A 14441-nucleotide genomic window follows, 5' to 3' on the forward strand; every position below is an offset into this window, starting at 1 on the left:
GGCTTCGATAAATACTCCTGGTGATCGGCGGTGAACGGGTGAAACGCGTTCTCATGGTAGCCTATTACTTTCCGCCGGTTGCCGCGAGCGGCTCCATGCGGCCTCTGGCCTTCTGCAGAAATCTCCCAACCTTCGGGTGGCGACCTCAAGTTCTGACTACGACTCCCGACTGCATCTATCCAGCTCACCCCCTCGATACCAATTTGGGGCAGCGTGTTCCTGAGACCGTTTTCGTGACTCGGATTCCCTACCGGGACCGGCTTCAGGAACTTCTTCTCTGCAGGGAGAAGATTAAGAGTGTACTTTGGGGCAGTAGTTCCCGTGACCCTATCCCCGATCGTTCACTTGCGAATCAAGCGACCTCCGCGGAGAAAACGACTGTCACTCGGAATCCTCTTAAGGATTTACTGCTGGACTGGGCCTTTGCCTATCCCGATCGTCAATGCGGCTGGTACCGTCCCGCCTTGAAGCATTGGCGGAAAATCTCAGAAAACGGCACTCCCGACGTCATATTTGCGACGGGGGGGCCTTGGACCAGCTTCCTCATCGGGGCAGCCCTGGCCCAGCGATTTGATCGCCCGTTGGTGATAGACTACAGAGATCCGTGGACCTGCAATCCGTACTATTCCTTCAGCTCTCGAGCGTTAACTCAGAAATCCCAGACCCTTGAGCATCGGATTTGCAAATCTGCGGCTCACGTTATTGCCAACACTCAAGAGCTCCGAGACCGACTTCTCATGCAGTACCCCGCCCTGAAAGACCGATGCAGCTGTATTCCCAACGGCTTCGACCGGGAAGTCTTTCGTCCTGACGCGGTCATTGGGAAGGAGTACGTCTCCGTAATCGGAGCCCGGTACGAACTCTGCCACTTTGGCACGGTGTATGGAAAAAGAAGCCCGCGTATGTTGCTCCAAGCCGTGTATGAACTATCTCGTGATGGCCATCTCAAGTCTGACGATATCCGACTACGCTTCGTCGGCTCTTGGGATACGACTGACCAGGTTTGCGGCCGATACGCAGATGAACTGGAAAAAACGGGATTTCTTCGCCGCGAGCCTCCGGTGCCGCACAGCCTGTGCTTGCGGGAAATGCAGCGAGCCAGTGTGTTGTTGGTCCTTCAGCCGGAGTCTCCACTCCAAGTGCCTGCAAAAATTTACGAATATATTGCGACCGGTCGCCCGCTTCTCTTGATAGGAGGGGAGGGCGCAACGGCGAATCTAGTGGAGCGTTATTCGCTGGGGGTAAGGACCTCCAACCAAGTTTCAGACATCAAGCATTTGTTACGTGAGTTGATCGATGGTAAACGGAGTTTCGTCGCTCCGACCGGTAGTATGGTCAACCAATTTGACTATCACACTTTGACCGGTAAGCTCGCGGCCGTGCTTGAGGGAGTATCCGCATAGGACAGCGAAGTAGCATGTCTGTGGGGGAAATGTCGTTGATCTGTTCTATCGTGGGGCGCACGCATGCCGAGGCGGCGGCCTGGAACGAGTTTGTGCTGAGCGTTCCTGAAGCGACCGGGTACCACATGATTGAATGGCGTCGGGTCATCGAAGAGTCGTTTGGACACCCAACGTATTACCTAACCGCAAAAACGCCTGATGGATCCGTACGTGGCGTGCTGCCCATGGTTCTTCTGGCGAGTAGGATTTTTGGGCGGTTTCTAGTGTCACTGCCTTTTGTCAATTATGGCGGGCTTCTCGCAGACTCCACTGAGCGTCGAGAGCAGCTTCAAGAAGCGGCCATCAAACAAGCTCAAGCGCTCGATGCGGAGCATATAGAATTACGAGAACAAGAGGTCATCAGCTCTTCATGGGTATCGAGTCCGCGTAAAGTATCTATGCGCCTCATGCTGCCCGGTTCCTACGAGGAATTGTGGAAGGGCTTTCCCTCGAAGCTTCGAAGCCAGGTCCGCCGTGCCCAGAAGGAAGGCATGGTAACGAGAATCGGAGGGAGCGAATGCCTGAACGATTTTTACGATGTTTTTTCGCGTTGTATGCGTGATTTGGGGACGCCTGTTTACGGAAAGGATTTTTTTGCGAAGATTCTCGATGTGTTTCCAAAGGAGGCGTGTATCTGTCTGGTGGCCTACGAGGGAAAGCCGGTAGCCGCGGGTTTTCTATACGGATTTCGGTCTACGCTTGAAATCCCTTGGGCTGCCTCAGACAAACGCTTCAACAAGCTGGCGCCCAATATGCTGTTGTATAGTACAGTTCTCGATCACGCTTGCCAGCAAGGTTTCCATGTTTTCGATTTTGGGCGCTCAACGCTGGATAGTGGTACCTACCGGTTCAAGGAGCAGTGGGGAGCCAAACCGAAGCAATTGCATTGGTACTACTGGTTGAACACGGGGAGGCAGATGCCGCAACTCAATCCTCAAAATCCCAGGTATGCCCTCGCGATAAGAACGTGGCAGTGCATGCCACTCTGGTTAACGAATGCCTTGGGCCCAGGCATTGTAAAGTATCTCCCATGAGAATCCAACGAACGCTCCCTCCAGTCGCGGCCCCAATTCCATGGAAAGACATTCTGCGGAGTTTATGGGGAGTCATACGGCCACAGACCGCTTTGGAAACCATTCAGGAGGAATTTCGGACGTATTTCGGGGTAAAACACGTCTGGTTTGTTTCATCGGGTAAGGCCGCCCTTACGCTTATTCTCCTGGCCTTGCGCAATCTTTCCAAGGGGCATCGAGTCGTTGTGCCTGGGTACACTTGTTTTTCTGTACCTTCTGCAGTGGTGCGAGCAGAATGTTCTGTAGTGCCCTGCGATGTTGAGGAAAACTCCTTGGACCTCGATCTTGCGCAGCTCTCAAACGAGCTTGATGACGAGACCCTCTGTGTGCTGGTGACTCACTTATTTGGAATTGGACGCGATGTCGCACGTGTCGCTGATTTGTGTCGGCGTCATGGAGTTTTTGTAGTCGAAGATGTCGCCCAGGCGCTTGGGGGAACTTATGGGGGGAGTCGCCTGGGAACCATAGGAGACGTCGCATTCGTGAGCTTCGGACGAGGAAAAAATGTTTCTTGCGGCGCAGGAGGCGCCATTCTTACGAATAATGATCTCATTGGAAAAGCCATTGCGCGTGAGTACGATGCTATTCCCCAGGAATCTGTTTGTGAGATGCTGAGGAACTGGTTGGAAGTGGTACTGACCAAACTCCTGACCCATCCTGCTGTCTATTGGTTGCCGGCGAGCCTTCCGTTCTTGGGACTGGGCGAAACGAAATTTTATACCGACTTTCCTGTGACTCGTATGGGCGCGTTTCGTGCGGAACTCCTGCGCGGATGGAACACGCGGCTTCTCTCCTCCAACAATTGGCGAAGGGCTCGGGCCAAGCAGGCGCTCGATATCCTTGGTCGTGAGGGCGTCGAGCCGATCAAGTCTTCTGATTCGGATGGGGACGTTTATCTGAGGTTGCCGGTACTGATGGGCTCAGCCGAGGAAAAAACCTCACTGTGCCGACTGGCTCAGGAGGAGGGACTAGGCATCAGTAGTATGTATCCTTCCTCCATCGACCAGATCCCTGAGTTGAATCGGGAACTCTCTGGGTACAAGCTTCCATGCGCAGCGAGTATTGCCGAACGCTTAGTTACCCTTCCCACGCATCAACTGGTCACGGCGGGTGACGTAGCGCGCATCTGTCATACCGTTGGATCGATCCATCACCGATCTGCCAGCCCCCATAGTGTTTCAATAGCATTAAGTGATCGTCAGCGAGATGTCCCAGACTTTCACCATATCAAATGAGAGAGCTTTCAGTGAACACCCGTTCGCTTCAGAGTCGGGACCAGTAGCAACAGATGTCAAATGATGTGGATTGTTGAGAGTATATTCTGGGGGTCTGTTGCTTTTATCTTGTACGCCTACCTAGGCTATTTTGCTATCTTATATCTGGTCTCGCGCTTCAGGTGCCGGACCGTCCAAGGGGGTGAGATTTGTCCGACCGTTTCTTTTGTGATTACTGCATACAATGAAGAAGCCAGGATCAAAGAAAAAATTCAAAATACGCTGGGACAAGACTATCCAGCTGGGCGCTTGGAGATCGTGGTTGCATCCGATTGTTCCACCGATCGAACAGACGAAATCGTCAAATCTTATTCCACTGCTGGCGTCCGACTCATTCGTGCCGTTGAACGCAAGGGGAAAGAAGCTGCACAGAAGTTGGCCGTGGCCCAGACAAAAGGGGAAATCCTGGTATTTTCCGATGTGGCGACGACGCTGCCACCCGATGGAATTGCCAATATCGTGAAATCATTCAACGATCCGACGGTTGGTTGTGTCAGTAGCGTGGATCGGTTTGTTGATGAGGACGGAAATTTAAGTGGCGAAGGTGCCTATGTCCGGTATGAAATGATGCTCCGACAGTTGGAAACCACGGTCAATACTTTAGTCGGATTGAGCGGGTCGTTTTTCGCCGCCCGTCGAAGTGTCTGTTCTCCCTGGGTCGACGATTTGCAAAGTGATTTCAATACCTTGTTGAACTCCGTGCGTGCAGGCTTGCGCGGAGTGTCCGACCCCCAAAGCGTTGGGCTTTATAAGAATTTGAGCGATGAAAAGAAGGAATACCAGCGCAAGGTCCGCACGGTCTTACGAGGGATTGCGGTCCTTATGCGAAGTCTGCCAATGTTGAATCCGTTTCGCTATGGGCTTTTTGCCTGGCAGTTATTTAGCCATAAGTTGTGTCGGTGGCTGGTCCCGTTTGCAATGATAAGTGCGCTCCTGTCAAATCTTGCTCTTGTGACAGAGTCCGTTTTCTACCAAGTTCTTTTGGCGACACAGGTGTGCTTTTACTCAATGGCTCTGGCCTATGCCTGGTGTCACTGGGTGCCCAAGACTAATCTTCTGAGGCTCCCGTCCTTCTTTGTGTTGGTTAACCTGTCCATTCTTGATGCCTGGCTGAGGTATGTGCGAGGGGATCGAGTATTTCAGTGGGAGCCCTCTAAACGGTAAGTGTTCGAAGTAGGGGACGTCGATTCCGCGAGGTGGTTATGGAAGCAACCGTTTCACGCCATGAGTTACGAAATTTCGGTCTGATTGTGGGTGGGGTGTTTGCCTTGATTGGCCTATGGCCCATGGTTCGTCACGGAGAAAGCCTCCGCGTATGGGCTTTGGGACTGGCTGCAGGGCTCATTTCACTGGGGCTGATCGCTCCAATGCTGCTCGCCCCCGTGTTCAAGTGGTGGATGAAGTTAGGCCATGCGATGGGGTGGGTGAATACCAGAATTATTCTTGGAGCGCTGTATTTTGCCATTATCACTCCAATGGGAGTGGTCATGCGCTTGTTTGGTTGGGATCCGATGGGAAGAAAGTGGGACCGTGAGGCGCAAACCTATCGAGTGGTGCGCGAGGCGAGGCCCCCGAGCCACATGAAAAGACAATTTTAGATTTGGCAGGACGGAGGGAGTATGGGCGAGTTTTTGATTGAGCTCTGGGCTTTCATGAGGGAACGGAAGAAGTTCTGGTTATTGCCGATTATTGTCATGCTAGTTCTGCTGGGCAGTCTGATTGTCCTTACGCAGGGCTCTGCAGTAGCTCCGTTCATTTACACGTTGTTTTAGGTCGGCATCGGTTGACCTTATGAGTGCTGCGTTTGGAAGTGTCAAATCCGCCGTTCGAACAGCTGCAGCTCAATTCTATCATGCTTCAGGGCTTCATCAATGGCGCCACCGTGGAAAAGCGGTGATCGTGATGTACCATCGGGTTTTGACGCCAGGGGAGGTGTTGTCTCAAGCTGTCCAGCCCGGGATGTACGTACACGATACGGTATTTGCTCAGCATATGAGCTTTCTGAAGAACAACTTCACCGTTGTATCGTTACAGGATCTGCTGGACATGTGGAAACGGGAGGTGTGGAATGATCGACAGCGATACTGCGTCATCACCTTCGACGATGGATGGTTGGATAACTATCACCATGCCTATCCCATCCTAAAGAAACTGAACATCCCTGCGACAATATTCTTGCCTACAGACTACGTAGGTAGCCGTGAGTGGTTCTGGCCTGACCAGGTGGCATACATCTGCAGGGCTTTGAGCGGCAGAAGAAATGGTGAGCGAGCATACGAACGTTTTTCCAGTGTTCTAGCTCGACATGGCGGGCAGAAGGTTGGAATCGCCTCCGATGAATGGACTCGTCCAGGGGAGGTGGCTGATAGAGTCATCGAATGGTGTAAGCGTTTGCCAATCGAGAGTGTTCGAGAGCTCGTTGCAGCTCTTGTGGCAGAATTGGATGTCATGCTTCCCGAGGGGCGCGTCATTGTCAATTGGGACGAAGTCCGAGAGATGTCGGCTGGCGGGTTATCTTTTGGATCCCATTCATGCTCTCACCGCATCATGACGACTATTTCTCCCGACCTTGTGTGGGAGGAAGTTGCGAGATCCAGACAGGTGCTGTTGGAACAGCGCATTAATTACGTATCCGCGTTTTGCTACCCAAACGGCAATAGTGATCCAACTATCCAAGACCAGGTCCAGACATGCGGATACGAGGCTGCAGTTGGCGTGCAGATGGGTGTGGAAGGCCGCAAGCCCAAAAATCGGTACGCTCTGCGGCGTATTGGCATTCATAATGACATTACCAACACCATCCCTCTGTTCTGCCTACGATTGTTTGGGCCGGTAACGGAACGGCACTAGAGTGAAACGCATTTCCTGCAAGGCGGGTATGGCGTGAAGGTTCTGATCACCGATGGGAACGAGCGGGCGGCTCTTGCCGTTACGCGCGCGCTGGGTCGCAACAATGTGGCCGTTATTGTCGGAGCAGAAACCGAGAAATCGCTAGCTGGTTCATCGCGCTACTGCACTCAGCGAGCGGTCTACGCCTCTCCTTATCAGAACCCGGAACAGTTTGTGACCGGCCTGTTGGAGACAGTTCGAAAGCACCAGGTTGATGCATTGTTTCCCGTTTCTGACATTGCCATGCATGTCATTGGGCCTGTGCGTGGAGAGTTTGAAAAGTATACTCGCCTCCCGACTCCCTCCGACGAGGTGTTTCAACATATCTCTGACAAGTATCGGTTGATGCGTCGAGCAGGTGATCTCGGGGTGGCGATACCTCAAACCGTGTTTGTGTCGGATGGGTGTCTGGATAGTCTCATTGATACGATTTCTGAATTTCCCGTGGTAGTCAAGCCAGGCTATTCTTTGGTGAATGTCGGAGAACAATGGGAAAAGACCGCAGTCTGTTACGCAAAGTCTCGTGAGGAACTGTACCATCTCTATCGAGAGAGGCCGTATCTTTCACGGCCTTCACTCATACAGCGTCGTATTATCGGCGAGGGGCAGGGACTATTCGTTCTCATGGACCGTGGGGTGCCGTTAGCGATGTTCGCTCATCGCCGTATCCGTGAGCGTCCTCCGTCAGGAGGGGTCAGTGTCTTACGCGAGAGCATTCCCTTACCCAAAGTGATGGTCGAGTCTGCGCTCAGATTGTTGCAAGATGTGAAGTGGCATGGCGTTGCCATGGTCGAATTTAAGATCGACAGAGACAGTGAGGTTCCTCTGTTGATGGAGATCAATGGGCGGTTTTGGGGATCTTTACAGTTAGCACTGGATGCTGGAGTGAATTTTCCGCTGTTGCTGTTACACCTGGCGATGGGAAAGGCTCAAACAGTTCCTGAAAATGCTTACCGGCTTGGAGTGAAGTCACGATGGTTGTTGGGAGATCTTGATCAACTTCTGATGCGATTAAGGATCTCTGATGAGAATCTGAATCTGCCTCCCGGAAGCCCGTCGAAGGCCCACGCCGTACTTGAATTCTGCCGGTTTTTTGAACGCGACCTGCATTACGAAGTCGAGCAGAGAGACGATCTGAGACCAGCTTGGTTTGAGATCAAGAGATACCTCAAGGTCACCTGAGGAATACGTATGTCTGACACACAATCAGCGTCGGGCCTGCGGCCGGCATCCTATTCATTGTTGGAATTGGCTCGATCCGTAAAACGATCGCTGGGTACAGTGATAGATATCTGGCGATATCGAGCCCTGGTCAACGCGCAATCTCCTTCCCTGCCGGTGCGGTCTATTTTGGTGGTATGCAAAGGGAATATTTGTCGTAGCCCGCTCGCGGAGGCCTATCTCAAGCACTTAGCGCTCAAGCAAGGTCTGGCGACAACTGTGCGGTCCGCAGGGTTGGAGACGACTTCGGGCAAGCCGGCCCATCCCCTTGCCAGACTTGTTGGGGAACAAAGCGGACTCCAATTAGATGGACACATCACGCAGCCACTCCATAAAGAACAGGTGGATTGGGCAGATGTCATCATCGTCATGGAGTGGCAGCAACGAATGCGACTGTTGAGATTGTACCCACAGGCGGAGCAGAAAGTGTTCCTCTTGCGGCAGTTCTACGATCAGTCGGTGCGAGAAGTCGCTGATCCGTATAGTGGAACAGTGAAAGACTTCCAAATCTGCTTTGCGATGATCCAACAGGCCTGTGATGTCTTGGTAAAAACCATGCCTGTGGCCAGGTAAATCACCTGGATAATGACGGGGTGAGGGAGGCCAAGCATTCCTATGAGTTTACGGTCGAGGTTGTTCAACGTATATTGGACGATGCGCTCGGCCATTGCACCGACGCTTCGCTATTCACAATATTGGTACGAAGAAGCTTTAAAGCGACATGTGACCCCCTCGGTGGAATGGGTGGAGATTGGTTGCGGGCATTCCATCCTTCCAAGTTGGCGCGCCAATGAAGAGCGGCATCTTGTGAAAACGTGTAAGGCAGTATTCGGCATCGACTACGATCTTCCGTCGCTGAAGGCACACCCCACTATCAAGAAAAAGCTGCGCGGCGATGTCACCAAACTTCCATTTCGTAGTGAAGCGTTCGATTTGGTGACCGCGAACATGGTGGTCGAGCATCTGGATAACCCGGATGAGCAGTTCAAGGAAATCGGTCGTATTCTCAAGCCGAAGGGGGTTTTTCTGTTTCATACGCCGAATGCGTATGGGTACGGCGTGATTCTTTCAAAGCTTGTTCCCGAATGGCTCAAAGGTAAGCTCATTTACCTGTTGGAAGGCCGGGCAGAGCACGATGTTTTTCCAACTCACTATAAAGCGAATACGGAGGCGCAGGTGAAGGCCTTGGCCAGCGCAAACGGCTTTGAGGTGTTGCAGCTCGATTTGATCGCGACGGATGCCATCTTTGCCATGCTTCCGCCGTTGGCGGCGCTGGAGTTGCTCTGGATTCGCCTGCTCATGACTCAACCGTTTCGGTCCCTTCGAACGAATATGATTGTGGCTCTGAGAAAAGCAGGGTGACACTTACAAAGTATTATTCGAAGCTCCCCTTCGGATTCACAAGTCCGCAGCGGCGACCTTAAACAGCGCACTCACGAGGACGTTTGATCCTATCCGGTAAACAATCCATGGCATTACCGCACAGTTTGCATCCAGATAGAACTCCATTCATGGCAAGAACTGCTCCTGGTCCATATCCTGCCGGGGGTCAGGTTGCGCAGGAATCCAAGATCGGGTTTTACCTTGTGATGCTTGCCATGTTGTTTGAGTTTGGGCGGCCGCAGGACTTTTTCCCTCCACTCAAAGTGATTCCATTTCCCACTTTGCTGGACACCTCCCTCGCTCTCGCAGTGTTCCTGTCCGGTAAGGCCAATTTCTCCAATCCACAGACTAAGCTCTGGTTGGCTCTACTTGGGTTTATGGCATTGTGGGTTCCGTTTGCGACAAACAACTATCGTGCCGCCATGCTGTTGAAGGACATGACCCTGTATTTCTTTTTTTATCTCGGCATCATCACCTTCATCAACAGTACCAGTCGCATGCACAAACTTATTTTCATGTGGTTGGGGGTGCATACGGTGCTTGCGATCAATGGGATGTTGCATCAGGGGCGTGGGGTGGGCGGGTGGTTAGGAGATGAAAACGATTTCGGCATGGAAATGAATGTGGCCGTCCCGGTGGCTTTCTTTATGTATCAGAGCGCAAGCAATGTGCGTGCCAAGGTTCTCTACTTGGGGCTCTTAGGTTTGTTTGTAATGTCTGTGGTGGCCACATCCTCTCGTGGTGGATTTCTTGGACTATTGGCAGTTGGTTTGTTTTGTTGGTTTTACTCTCCTAGAAAGGTCCTCTCCCTCGTCACCGGCATCTGTCTTGTTGGTCTCGTACTCGTCGCGGCTCCACAGGAGTATTGGGATAGGATGAGTACAATCACGGAAGACAGTACTATGGAGTCCGGTACGGCGGGGCAACGAATGTTCACCTGGGGAATTGGCTGGGAAATGTTTTTGGCCAACCCCATATTTGGGGTTGGCCAAGCGAATTTTCCTTGGACAATTGGGGAGTATCTTGGGGGACGCACCTGGCAAACGAAGTCCTTAGCGGGTCGCCAAGCACACTCATTATACTTTACTCTGTTGCCCGAACTAGGGCTTGTGGGGGTGCTCATATTCGGATCAATGGTTTGCCTCAATTACAGGGATACCAGGATTATGCGATTTATCCCCCTAGGGTCTCACGTAGCTTCTAAAAACTCAGAGCAACCCAAAGATGCCCATTTGATGTACGCTGTCGGCTTTGGAAACGCAATTTTGGGTAGTCTCATCGGGTACCTTGCGACGAGCACGTTCATATCAACCCTTTACTATCCAACTTTCTGGATTATGATGGCGCTTGCTGTCGCGCTCAAGAATACGACAATTGCATACGTGAAAAGTCAGCGTGTAGGGCAGAGTGAAGTGAGGCTTCGATCGGGTACACTCTCGAGGAGCCCTCTTCTGTAAGATGATGTGAGGTTACACGGCAAGCAATCCCCACTCTTGCACGAAGTGCGACGGCCCCTCAATGGTGGACGCAAGCATGGATACACATACGATGAAGGGTAGCTTGATTTTTGCTGCCACTGCCCTACTGATCTTGCGAATTATGATTATTCTGTGGGGGGGGAATCATGATGCTCCAGGGGGTGACCAACTAGCATTTTACTCAGGCGCACAGCAGCTAACCCAATCGGCTAATGAATGGATACGTGGGGGAGGCGAGTTTGGCTATCGTGCTCCCATGTATTTTGTTTTTCTCGCAACTGTATTCAGTGTCTTCCCTAATTCAACATTTGTCACTGGCCAGATTGCAACGGCATGTATTGGAGTGGTGAACTGTATCTTGGTGTTTTTTCTCAATCGGAGAATTAACGGAACTGCGGGTGGTTGGATAGGATTCTGGGGGAGAGGGCTTATCCCATCGTTTGTTATTGCCGATACCTTCGTTATGAGCGAGCCGCTGTTTTCAACATTCTTATTGTGCATCCTGTTGACCATTTCAATAAATCCCGATCGTGCTCATGAGAGTAAGGCGATCGTGCTCGGTGTTCTAGTAGCGTGCTGTATTCTAACTAGAGAAGTTGCGGTCGTGTACCCTTTGGTATTTGGCGGCTATTTAGCTTTAGTATCGAAGACTAAAATGGAAGGGTTGCGCTGCTGTGCCCTCTTTGGATTGGCAATGATAATCATACTGAGCCCATGGATGTGGAGAAATACTATCGTATGGGGTAAGCCATTACCTCTGAGTTACACGTCAGGTGTGAATCTTCACATTGGTAATAATGCGCTAGCAACGGGTAAATGGGGTCACCTGCAAGAAGAGGAGGTTGATGGCCTGGGATTTGGTACTCCTCAATCCGATGCTTGGCACAGAGAGGCTGCGTTGAATTACATCATAGAGCGCCCATTTCGTTTCCTTGAGTTAGGATTCAAGAAGGTTGCGTGGCTTTTGTGGCCAAGATTCGAACGGGAAGAGATTAGAGAGCTTTATGACTTTACTGCTCGGCAGGCTACTCTACTGAGCTTACTGTTGGGGGGATGCAGTGCTATCTTAATAACTTTAGGGGTTGTGGGTTTTGTCCTTTCCCGACCAGATTGGTTCTGGTGCATTAGCCTGTCACTTATTTCTTATACAATTGTTGTGGCATTCATAGTGTATGGGGCGCCACGGTATCGGGATGCTATGGACTATCTTCTTCTAATATATGCAGTTAAGAGCATCGAACAGTTGCGGTTGTATGGCAAGGTAGGGAAAATAGATTGGCTAATATCAAAGAGAAAGGTTCTGATTCTTGGAGTTGTGCTCTCCTATCTTCTGATTAACTGGACGTGGATCGCTCTTGAGTTGAGCAATCAAAGCATCTGACCTACGGCCTGCGGCGAGGGTTAATCCTTACTTCCCCATCCAATGTTTAGGGTTCATCAGCGTAAGACCATTCTGTTCCTCTCGACGAGTAGTGGACCAGGTGGAGCAGAGCGGGTGATCAGCAGCCTCGCTGCTTCGCTTGACCCAAAGAGATACCGTGCCATCCTCTGCCTTTTCCGGCCAGGGTGGATTCAGGACCGAAGTGAAGCCCGAGGTGTGCGGACTCAGGTCATTCCGACGAAGGGAATGGCGGACTGGCGGTGGGCTCATCAATTCCGGCAGTTATTACAGGAGGAGCGGGTGGATCTCATCCATGCCCACGAGTTTGACGCGAATGTGCAAGGTACATTTGTGGCTGCATTGATGGGAATTCCCCTGGTGGCCACGGTCCACGGCAAGAATTATTTCCATGAAAAGTTAAGACGTCGTCTGGCCTATCGCTGGGTGAGTCGGTATGCCACCATGGTAGCTGTTTCGGAGAATCTCAAATCATTCATCGTAGATCGAGTCGGTATTGCTCCCAATCGAATCAAAGTGCTCTACAACGGGGTCGATGCCGTGCCACAGGTCCGACACGCTGACGTAACAGTCTGCAAGCAAGAGTTAGGCATGGCCGAGCAGGATCAGGTGGTTGGTGTGGTGGGGAATCTGTATCCGGTAAAAGGGCATCAATACTTGATCGATGCGATCCCAACGGTCTTGCAGGCCTGCCCGAGCACCTCGTTTGTGTTTGCGGGAAGAGGGCAGCTTGAGTCTGCACTGAAGGAGCGTGTGCGTCGACTGGGTTTGGAACCACGAGTTCATTTTCTCGGCCTTCGCCAAGATATCCCAAGAATTCTTGCCATGCTGAATGTCTTTGTGTTGCCCTCGTTATCAGAGGGGCTCTCGATGGCTATTCTCGAGGCTATGAGTGCAGGGAAACCTGTGGTCGCTACGGATGTAGGCGGTAACCCTGAATTAGTGCAGGATGGAGAGACAGGATTTCTTGTTCCGCCGCATAATAGTCAGGCACTGGCGTCTAAACTAATTACAGTCCTCACAGACAATACCTTGGCTGCTCAGTTCTCTGCGAGAGGTAAGCTCCGGGCAGATGGAGCGTTTAGCCTCGCCACGATGGTACAGAGGTACGAGGCGCTCTACGAGACATGCCTGTACCATTAAAAGTCTGTCATGTGGCAATGGGAGATCTGTGGGCTGGGGCAGAAGCCCAGCTTGTTTCTTTTCTAAAGGAGGCCATTCGTGTTGACGGAATCGAGTGGTCTGTGGTGCTTTTCAATGAAGGGCGGCTGGCAGATGAGCTGCGAAAGCTTTCCATACCTCCCATCGTAATATCAGAAACAAAACATAATGTGTTAAGCATCGCAGGGCGACTTGCACGAGCGTTCCGTACAATCCGTCCGGACATTGTGCATACTCACAAGTACAAGGATTCAATTTTGGCGTCGCTTGTGGCACGGGGTTTGGGGGTCCCAGCCGTCGTCAGAGTCGTTCACGGTCTGCCGGAACCTTTCCATGGACTAAAAAATGTAAAGATGGCCGGCTACGTGCTAGCCGATCGATGTGTAACCAGCTTGTGCACCCAAAAAGTTATTGCCGTCTCACGTGACATCTACGCAAATCTGGTTCAATCGCATGGGCCAGATAAGGTCGCGCAAATCCATAATGGGGTCGATCTTGAAACGGTACGAGTAACGATTCCCAGGGCGCACATGCTGCAAAGGTGGCACTGCAATGATCAAACTATGGTAATTGGAGCAGTTGGTCGCCTTGTCCCGGTGAAGGGGCACGGTGTCCTGCTGGAAGCATTTAAGTTACTCCGTGGTTTCCTTCCGAATGCAAAATTATTCTTGGTTGGAGATGGTCTTCTGCTCGGTCAGCTTCAGGCTGAGGCCCGGCGCCTGGAAGTGGAACATGCAGTAATCTTTACTGGCCATCAGGAGCAAGTCGCGAACTTCATCAACATGATGGACGTTTTTGTCTTGCCTTCGCTCCACGAAGGTATTCCAATGGTTTTATTGGAAGCGTTGGCACTCGGCCGTCCGGTCATTGCAAGTCGAGTTGGGGGTATCCCAGAAGTTATCACGCATCGTGAGAATGGTTTATTGGTCGAGCCAGGCGATCCATGGAGCTTGGCTGATGCGGTTTCCGAATTGCATCGAGACCAAACCCTTGCCGGTAGGATCGGCAGAACCGGGCGTAGTACTGTAGAGTCTGAATTTACGGCAAACCGCATGGTTTCGAAAACGCTCAGCTTGTACCAAAGCCTTCTTGGAAAAGGAAGAATTCCTACAATTTACTAG

At 51.7% G+C, this 14441-nt stretch carries 13 protein-coding genes; all 13 read left to right on the forward strand.

Features of this window, described 5'->3' with window-relative positions:
* Positions 1-20 precede the first annotated feature (20 nt).
* The 13 genes from HRU82_18330 to HRU82_18390 all read left to right on the forward strand — a co-directional run bounded on the left by HRU82_18330 (position 21) and on the right by HRU82_18390 (position 14441).
* The gene (locus HRU82_18330; GenBank protein QOJ36784.1) at positions 21-1403 is read left to right on the forward strand and encodes a glycosyltransferase; all 1383 of its coding nucleotides are present in this window, start codon (positions 21-23) and stop codon (positions 1401-1403) included.
* 29 nt (positions 1404-1432) lie between these two features.
* Positions 1433-2476: a FemAB family PEP-CTERM system-associated protein gene (locus tag HRU82_18335; GenBank protein ID QOJ37264.1), complete on the forward strand. Its 1044-nt coding sequence runs from the start codon at positions 1433-1435 to the stop codon at positions 2474-2476.
* A complete protein-coding gene (locus tag HRU82_18340) occupies positions 2473-3750 on the forward strand; it encodes an aminotransferase class V-fold PLP-dependent enzyme (GenBank protein QOJ36785.1) in 1278 nt (425 codons plus the stop codon). The genes HRU82_18335 and HRU82_18340 overlap by 4 nt, the downstream gene beginning before the upstream one ends.
* A 63-nt stretch (positions 3751-3813) precedes the next feature.
* Positions 3814-4953 carry a glycosyltransferase family 2 protein gene (locus HRU82_18345; protein ID QOJ37265.1) on the forward strand — a complete coding sequence of 380 codons (1140 nt, stop codon included), beginning with the start codon at positions 3814-3816 and terminating at the stop codon, positions 4951-4953.
* A gap of 38 nt (positions 4954-4991) precedes the next feature.
* The gene (locus HRU82_18350) at positions 4992-5387 is read left to right on the forward strand and encodes a hypothetical protein (protein ID QOJ36786.1); all 396 of its coding nucleotides are present in this window, start codon (positions 4992-4994) and stop codon (positions 5385-5387) included.
* Between the two features lie 193 nt (positions 5388-5580).
* A complete protein-coding gene (locus HRU82_18355) occupies positions 5581-6639 on the forward strand; it encodes a polysaccharide deacetylase family protein (protein QOJ36787.1) in 1059 nt (352 codons plus the stop codon).
* A gap of 33 nt (positions 6640-6672) precedes the next feature.
* Entirely contained in the window at positions 6673-7860 is a 1188-nt protein-coding gene (locus HRU82_18360) for an ATP-grasp domain-containing protein (protein QOJ36788.1), read from the forward strand.
* Positions 7861-7869: 9 nt separating this feature from the next.
* Complete coding sequence (locus HRU82_18365; GenBank protein ID QOJ36789.1) at positions 7870-8472, forward strand: low molecular weight phosphotyrosine protein phosphatase; 603 nt, start codon at positions 7870-7872, stop codon at positions 8470-8472.
* Positions 8473-8553: 81 nt separating this feature from the next.
* Entirely contained in the window at positions 8554-9261 is a 708-nt protein-coding gene (locus HRU82_18370) for a class I SAM-dependent methyltransferase (protein QOJ36790.1), read from the forward strand.
* 107 nt (positions 9262-9368) lie between these two features.
* A complete protein-coding gene (locus HRU82_18375) occupies positions 9369-10739 on the forward strand; it encodes an O-antigen ligase family protein (GenBank protein QOJ36791.1) in 1371 nt (456 codons plus the stop codon).
* A 76-nt stretch (positions 10740-10815) separates the two neighbouring features.
* Positions 10816-12141 carry a glycosyltransferase family 39 protein gene (locus HRU82_18380; protein ID QOJ36792.1) on the forward strand — a complete coding sequence of 442 codons (1326 nt, stop codon included), beginning with the start codon at positions 10816-10818 and terminating at the stop codon, positions 12139-12141.
* Positions 12142-12255: 114 nt separating this feature from the next.
* Positions 12256-13302 (forward strand): glycosyltransferase family 4 protein, encoded by a 1047-nt coding sequence (locus HRU82_18385; GenBank protein QOJ36793.1) that lies wholly within the window; start codon positions 12256-12258, stop codon positions 13300-13302.
* Complete coding sequence (locus tag HRU82_18390) at positions 13287-14441, forward strand: glycosyltransferase family 4 protein (GenBank protein QOJ36794.1); 1155 nt, start codon at positions 13287-13289, stop codon at positions 14439-14441. Before HRU82_18385 ends, HRU82_18390 begins: the two co-directional genes overlap by 16 nt.

It is taken from the genome of Nitrospira sp., from assembly GCA_015709715.1.
Classification (GTDB): Bacteria; Nitrospirota; Nitrospiria; order Nitrospirales; family Nitrospiraceae; genus Nitrospira_A.

Excerpts from the sequence above, each read along its gene's own strand:
- HRU82_18335 (QOJ37264.1), top strand. The coding sequence starts at position 1,433 with ATGTCGTTGATCTGTTCTATCGTGGGGCGCACGCATGCCGAGGCGGCG.
- HRU82_18340 (QOJ36785.1), top strand. The coding sequence starts at position 2,473 with ATGAGAATCCAACGAACGCTCCCTCCAGTCGCGGCCCCAATTCCATGG.
- HRU82_18345 (QOJ37265.1), top strand. The coding sequence starts at position 3,814 with ATGTGGATTGTTGAGAGTATATTCTGGGGGTCTGTTGCTTTTATCTTG.
- HRU82_18350 (QOJ36786.1), top strand. The coding sequence starts at position 4,992 with ATGGAAGCAACCGTTTCACGCCATGAGTTACGAAATTTCGGTCTGATT.
- HRU82_18355 (QOJ36787.1), top strand. The coding sequence starts at position 5,581 with ATGAGTGCTGCGTTTGGAAGTGTCAAATCCGCCGTTCGAACAGCTGCA.
- HRU82_18365 (QOJ36789.1), top strand. The coding sequence starts at position 7,870 with ATGTCTGACACACAATCAGCGTCGGGCCTGCGGCCGGCATCCTATTCA.
- HRU82_18370 (QOJ36790.1), top strand. The coding sequence starts at position 8,554 with ATGCGCTCGGCCATTGCACCGACGCTTCGCTATTCACAATATTGGTAC.
- HRU82_18375 (QOJ36791.1), top strand. The coding sequence starts at position 9,369 with ATGGCATTACCGCACAGTTTGCATCCAGATAGAACTCCATTCATGGCA.
- HRU82_18380 (QOJ36792.1), top strand. The coding sequence starts at position 10,816 with ATGGATACACATACGATGAAGGGTAGCTTGATTTTTGCTGCCACTGCC.
- HRU82_18390 (QOJ36794.1), top strand. The coding sequence starts at position 13,287 with ATGCCTGTACCATTAAAAGTCTGTCATGTGGCAATGGGAGATCTGTGG.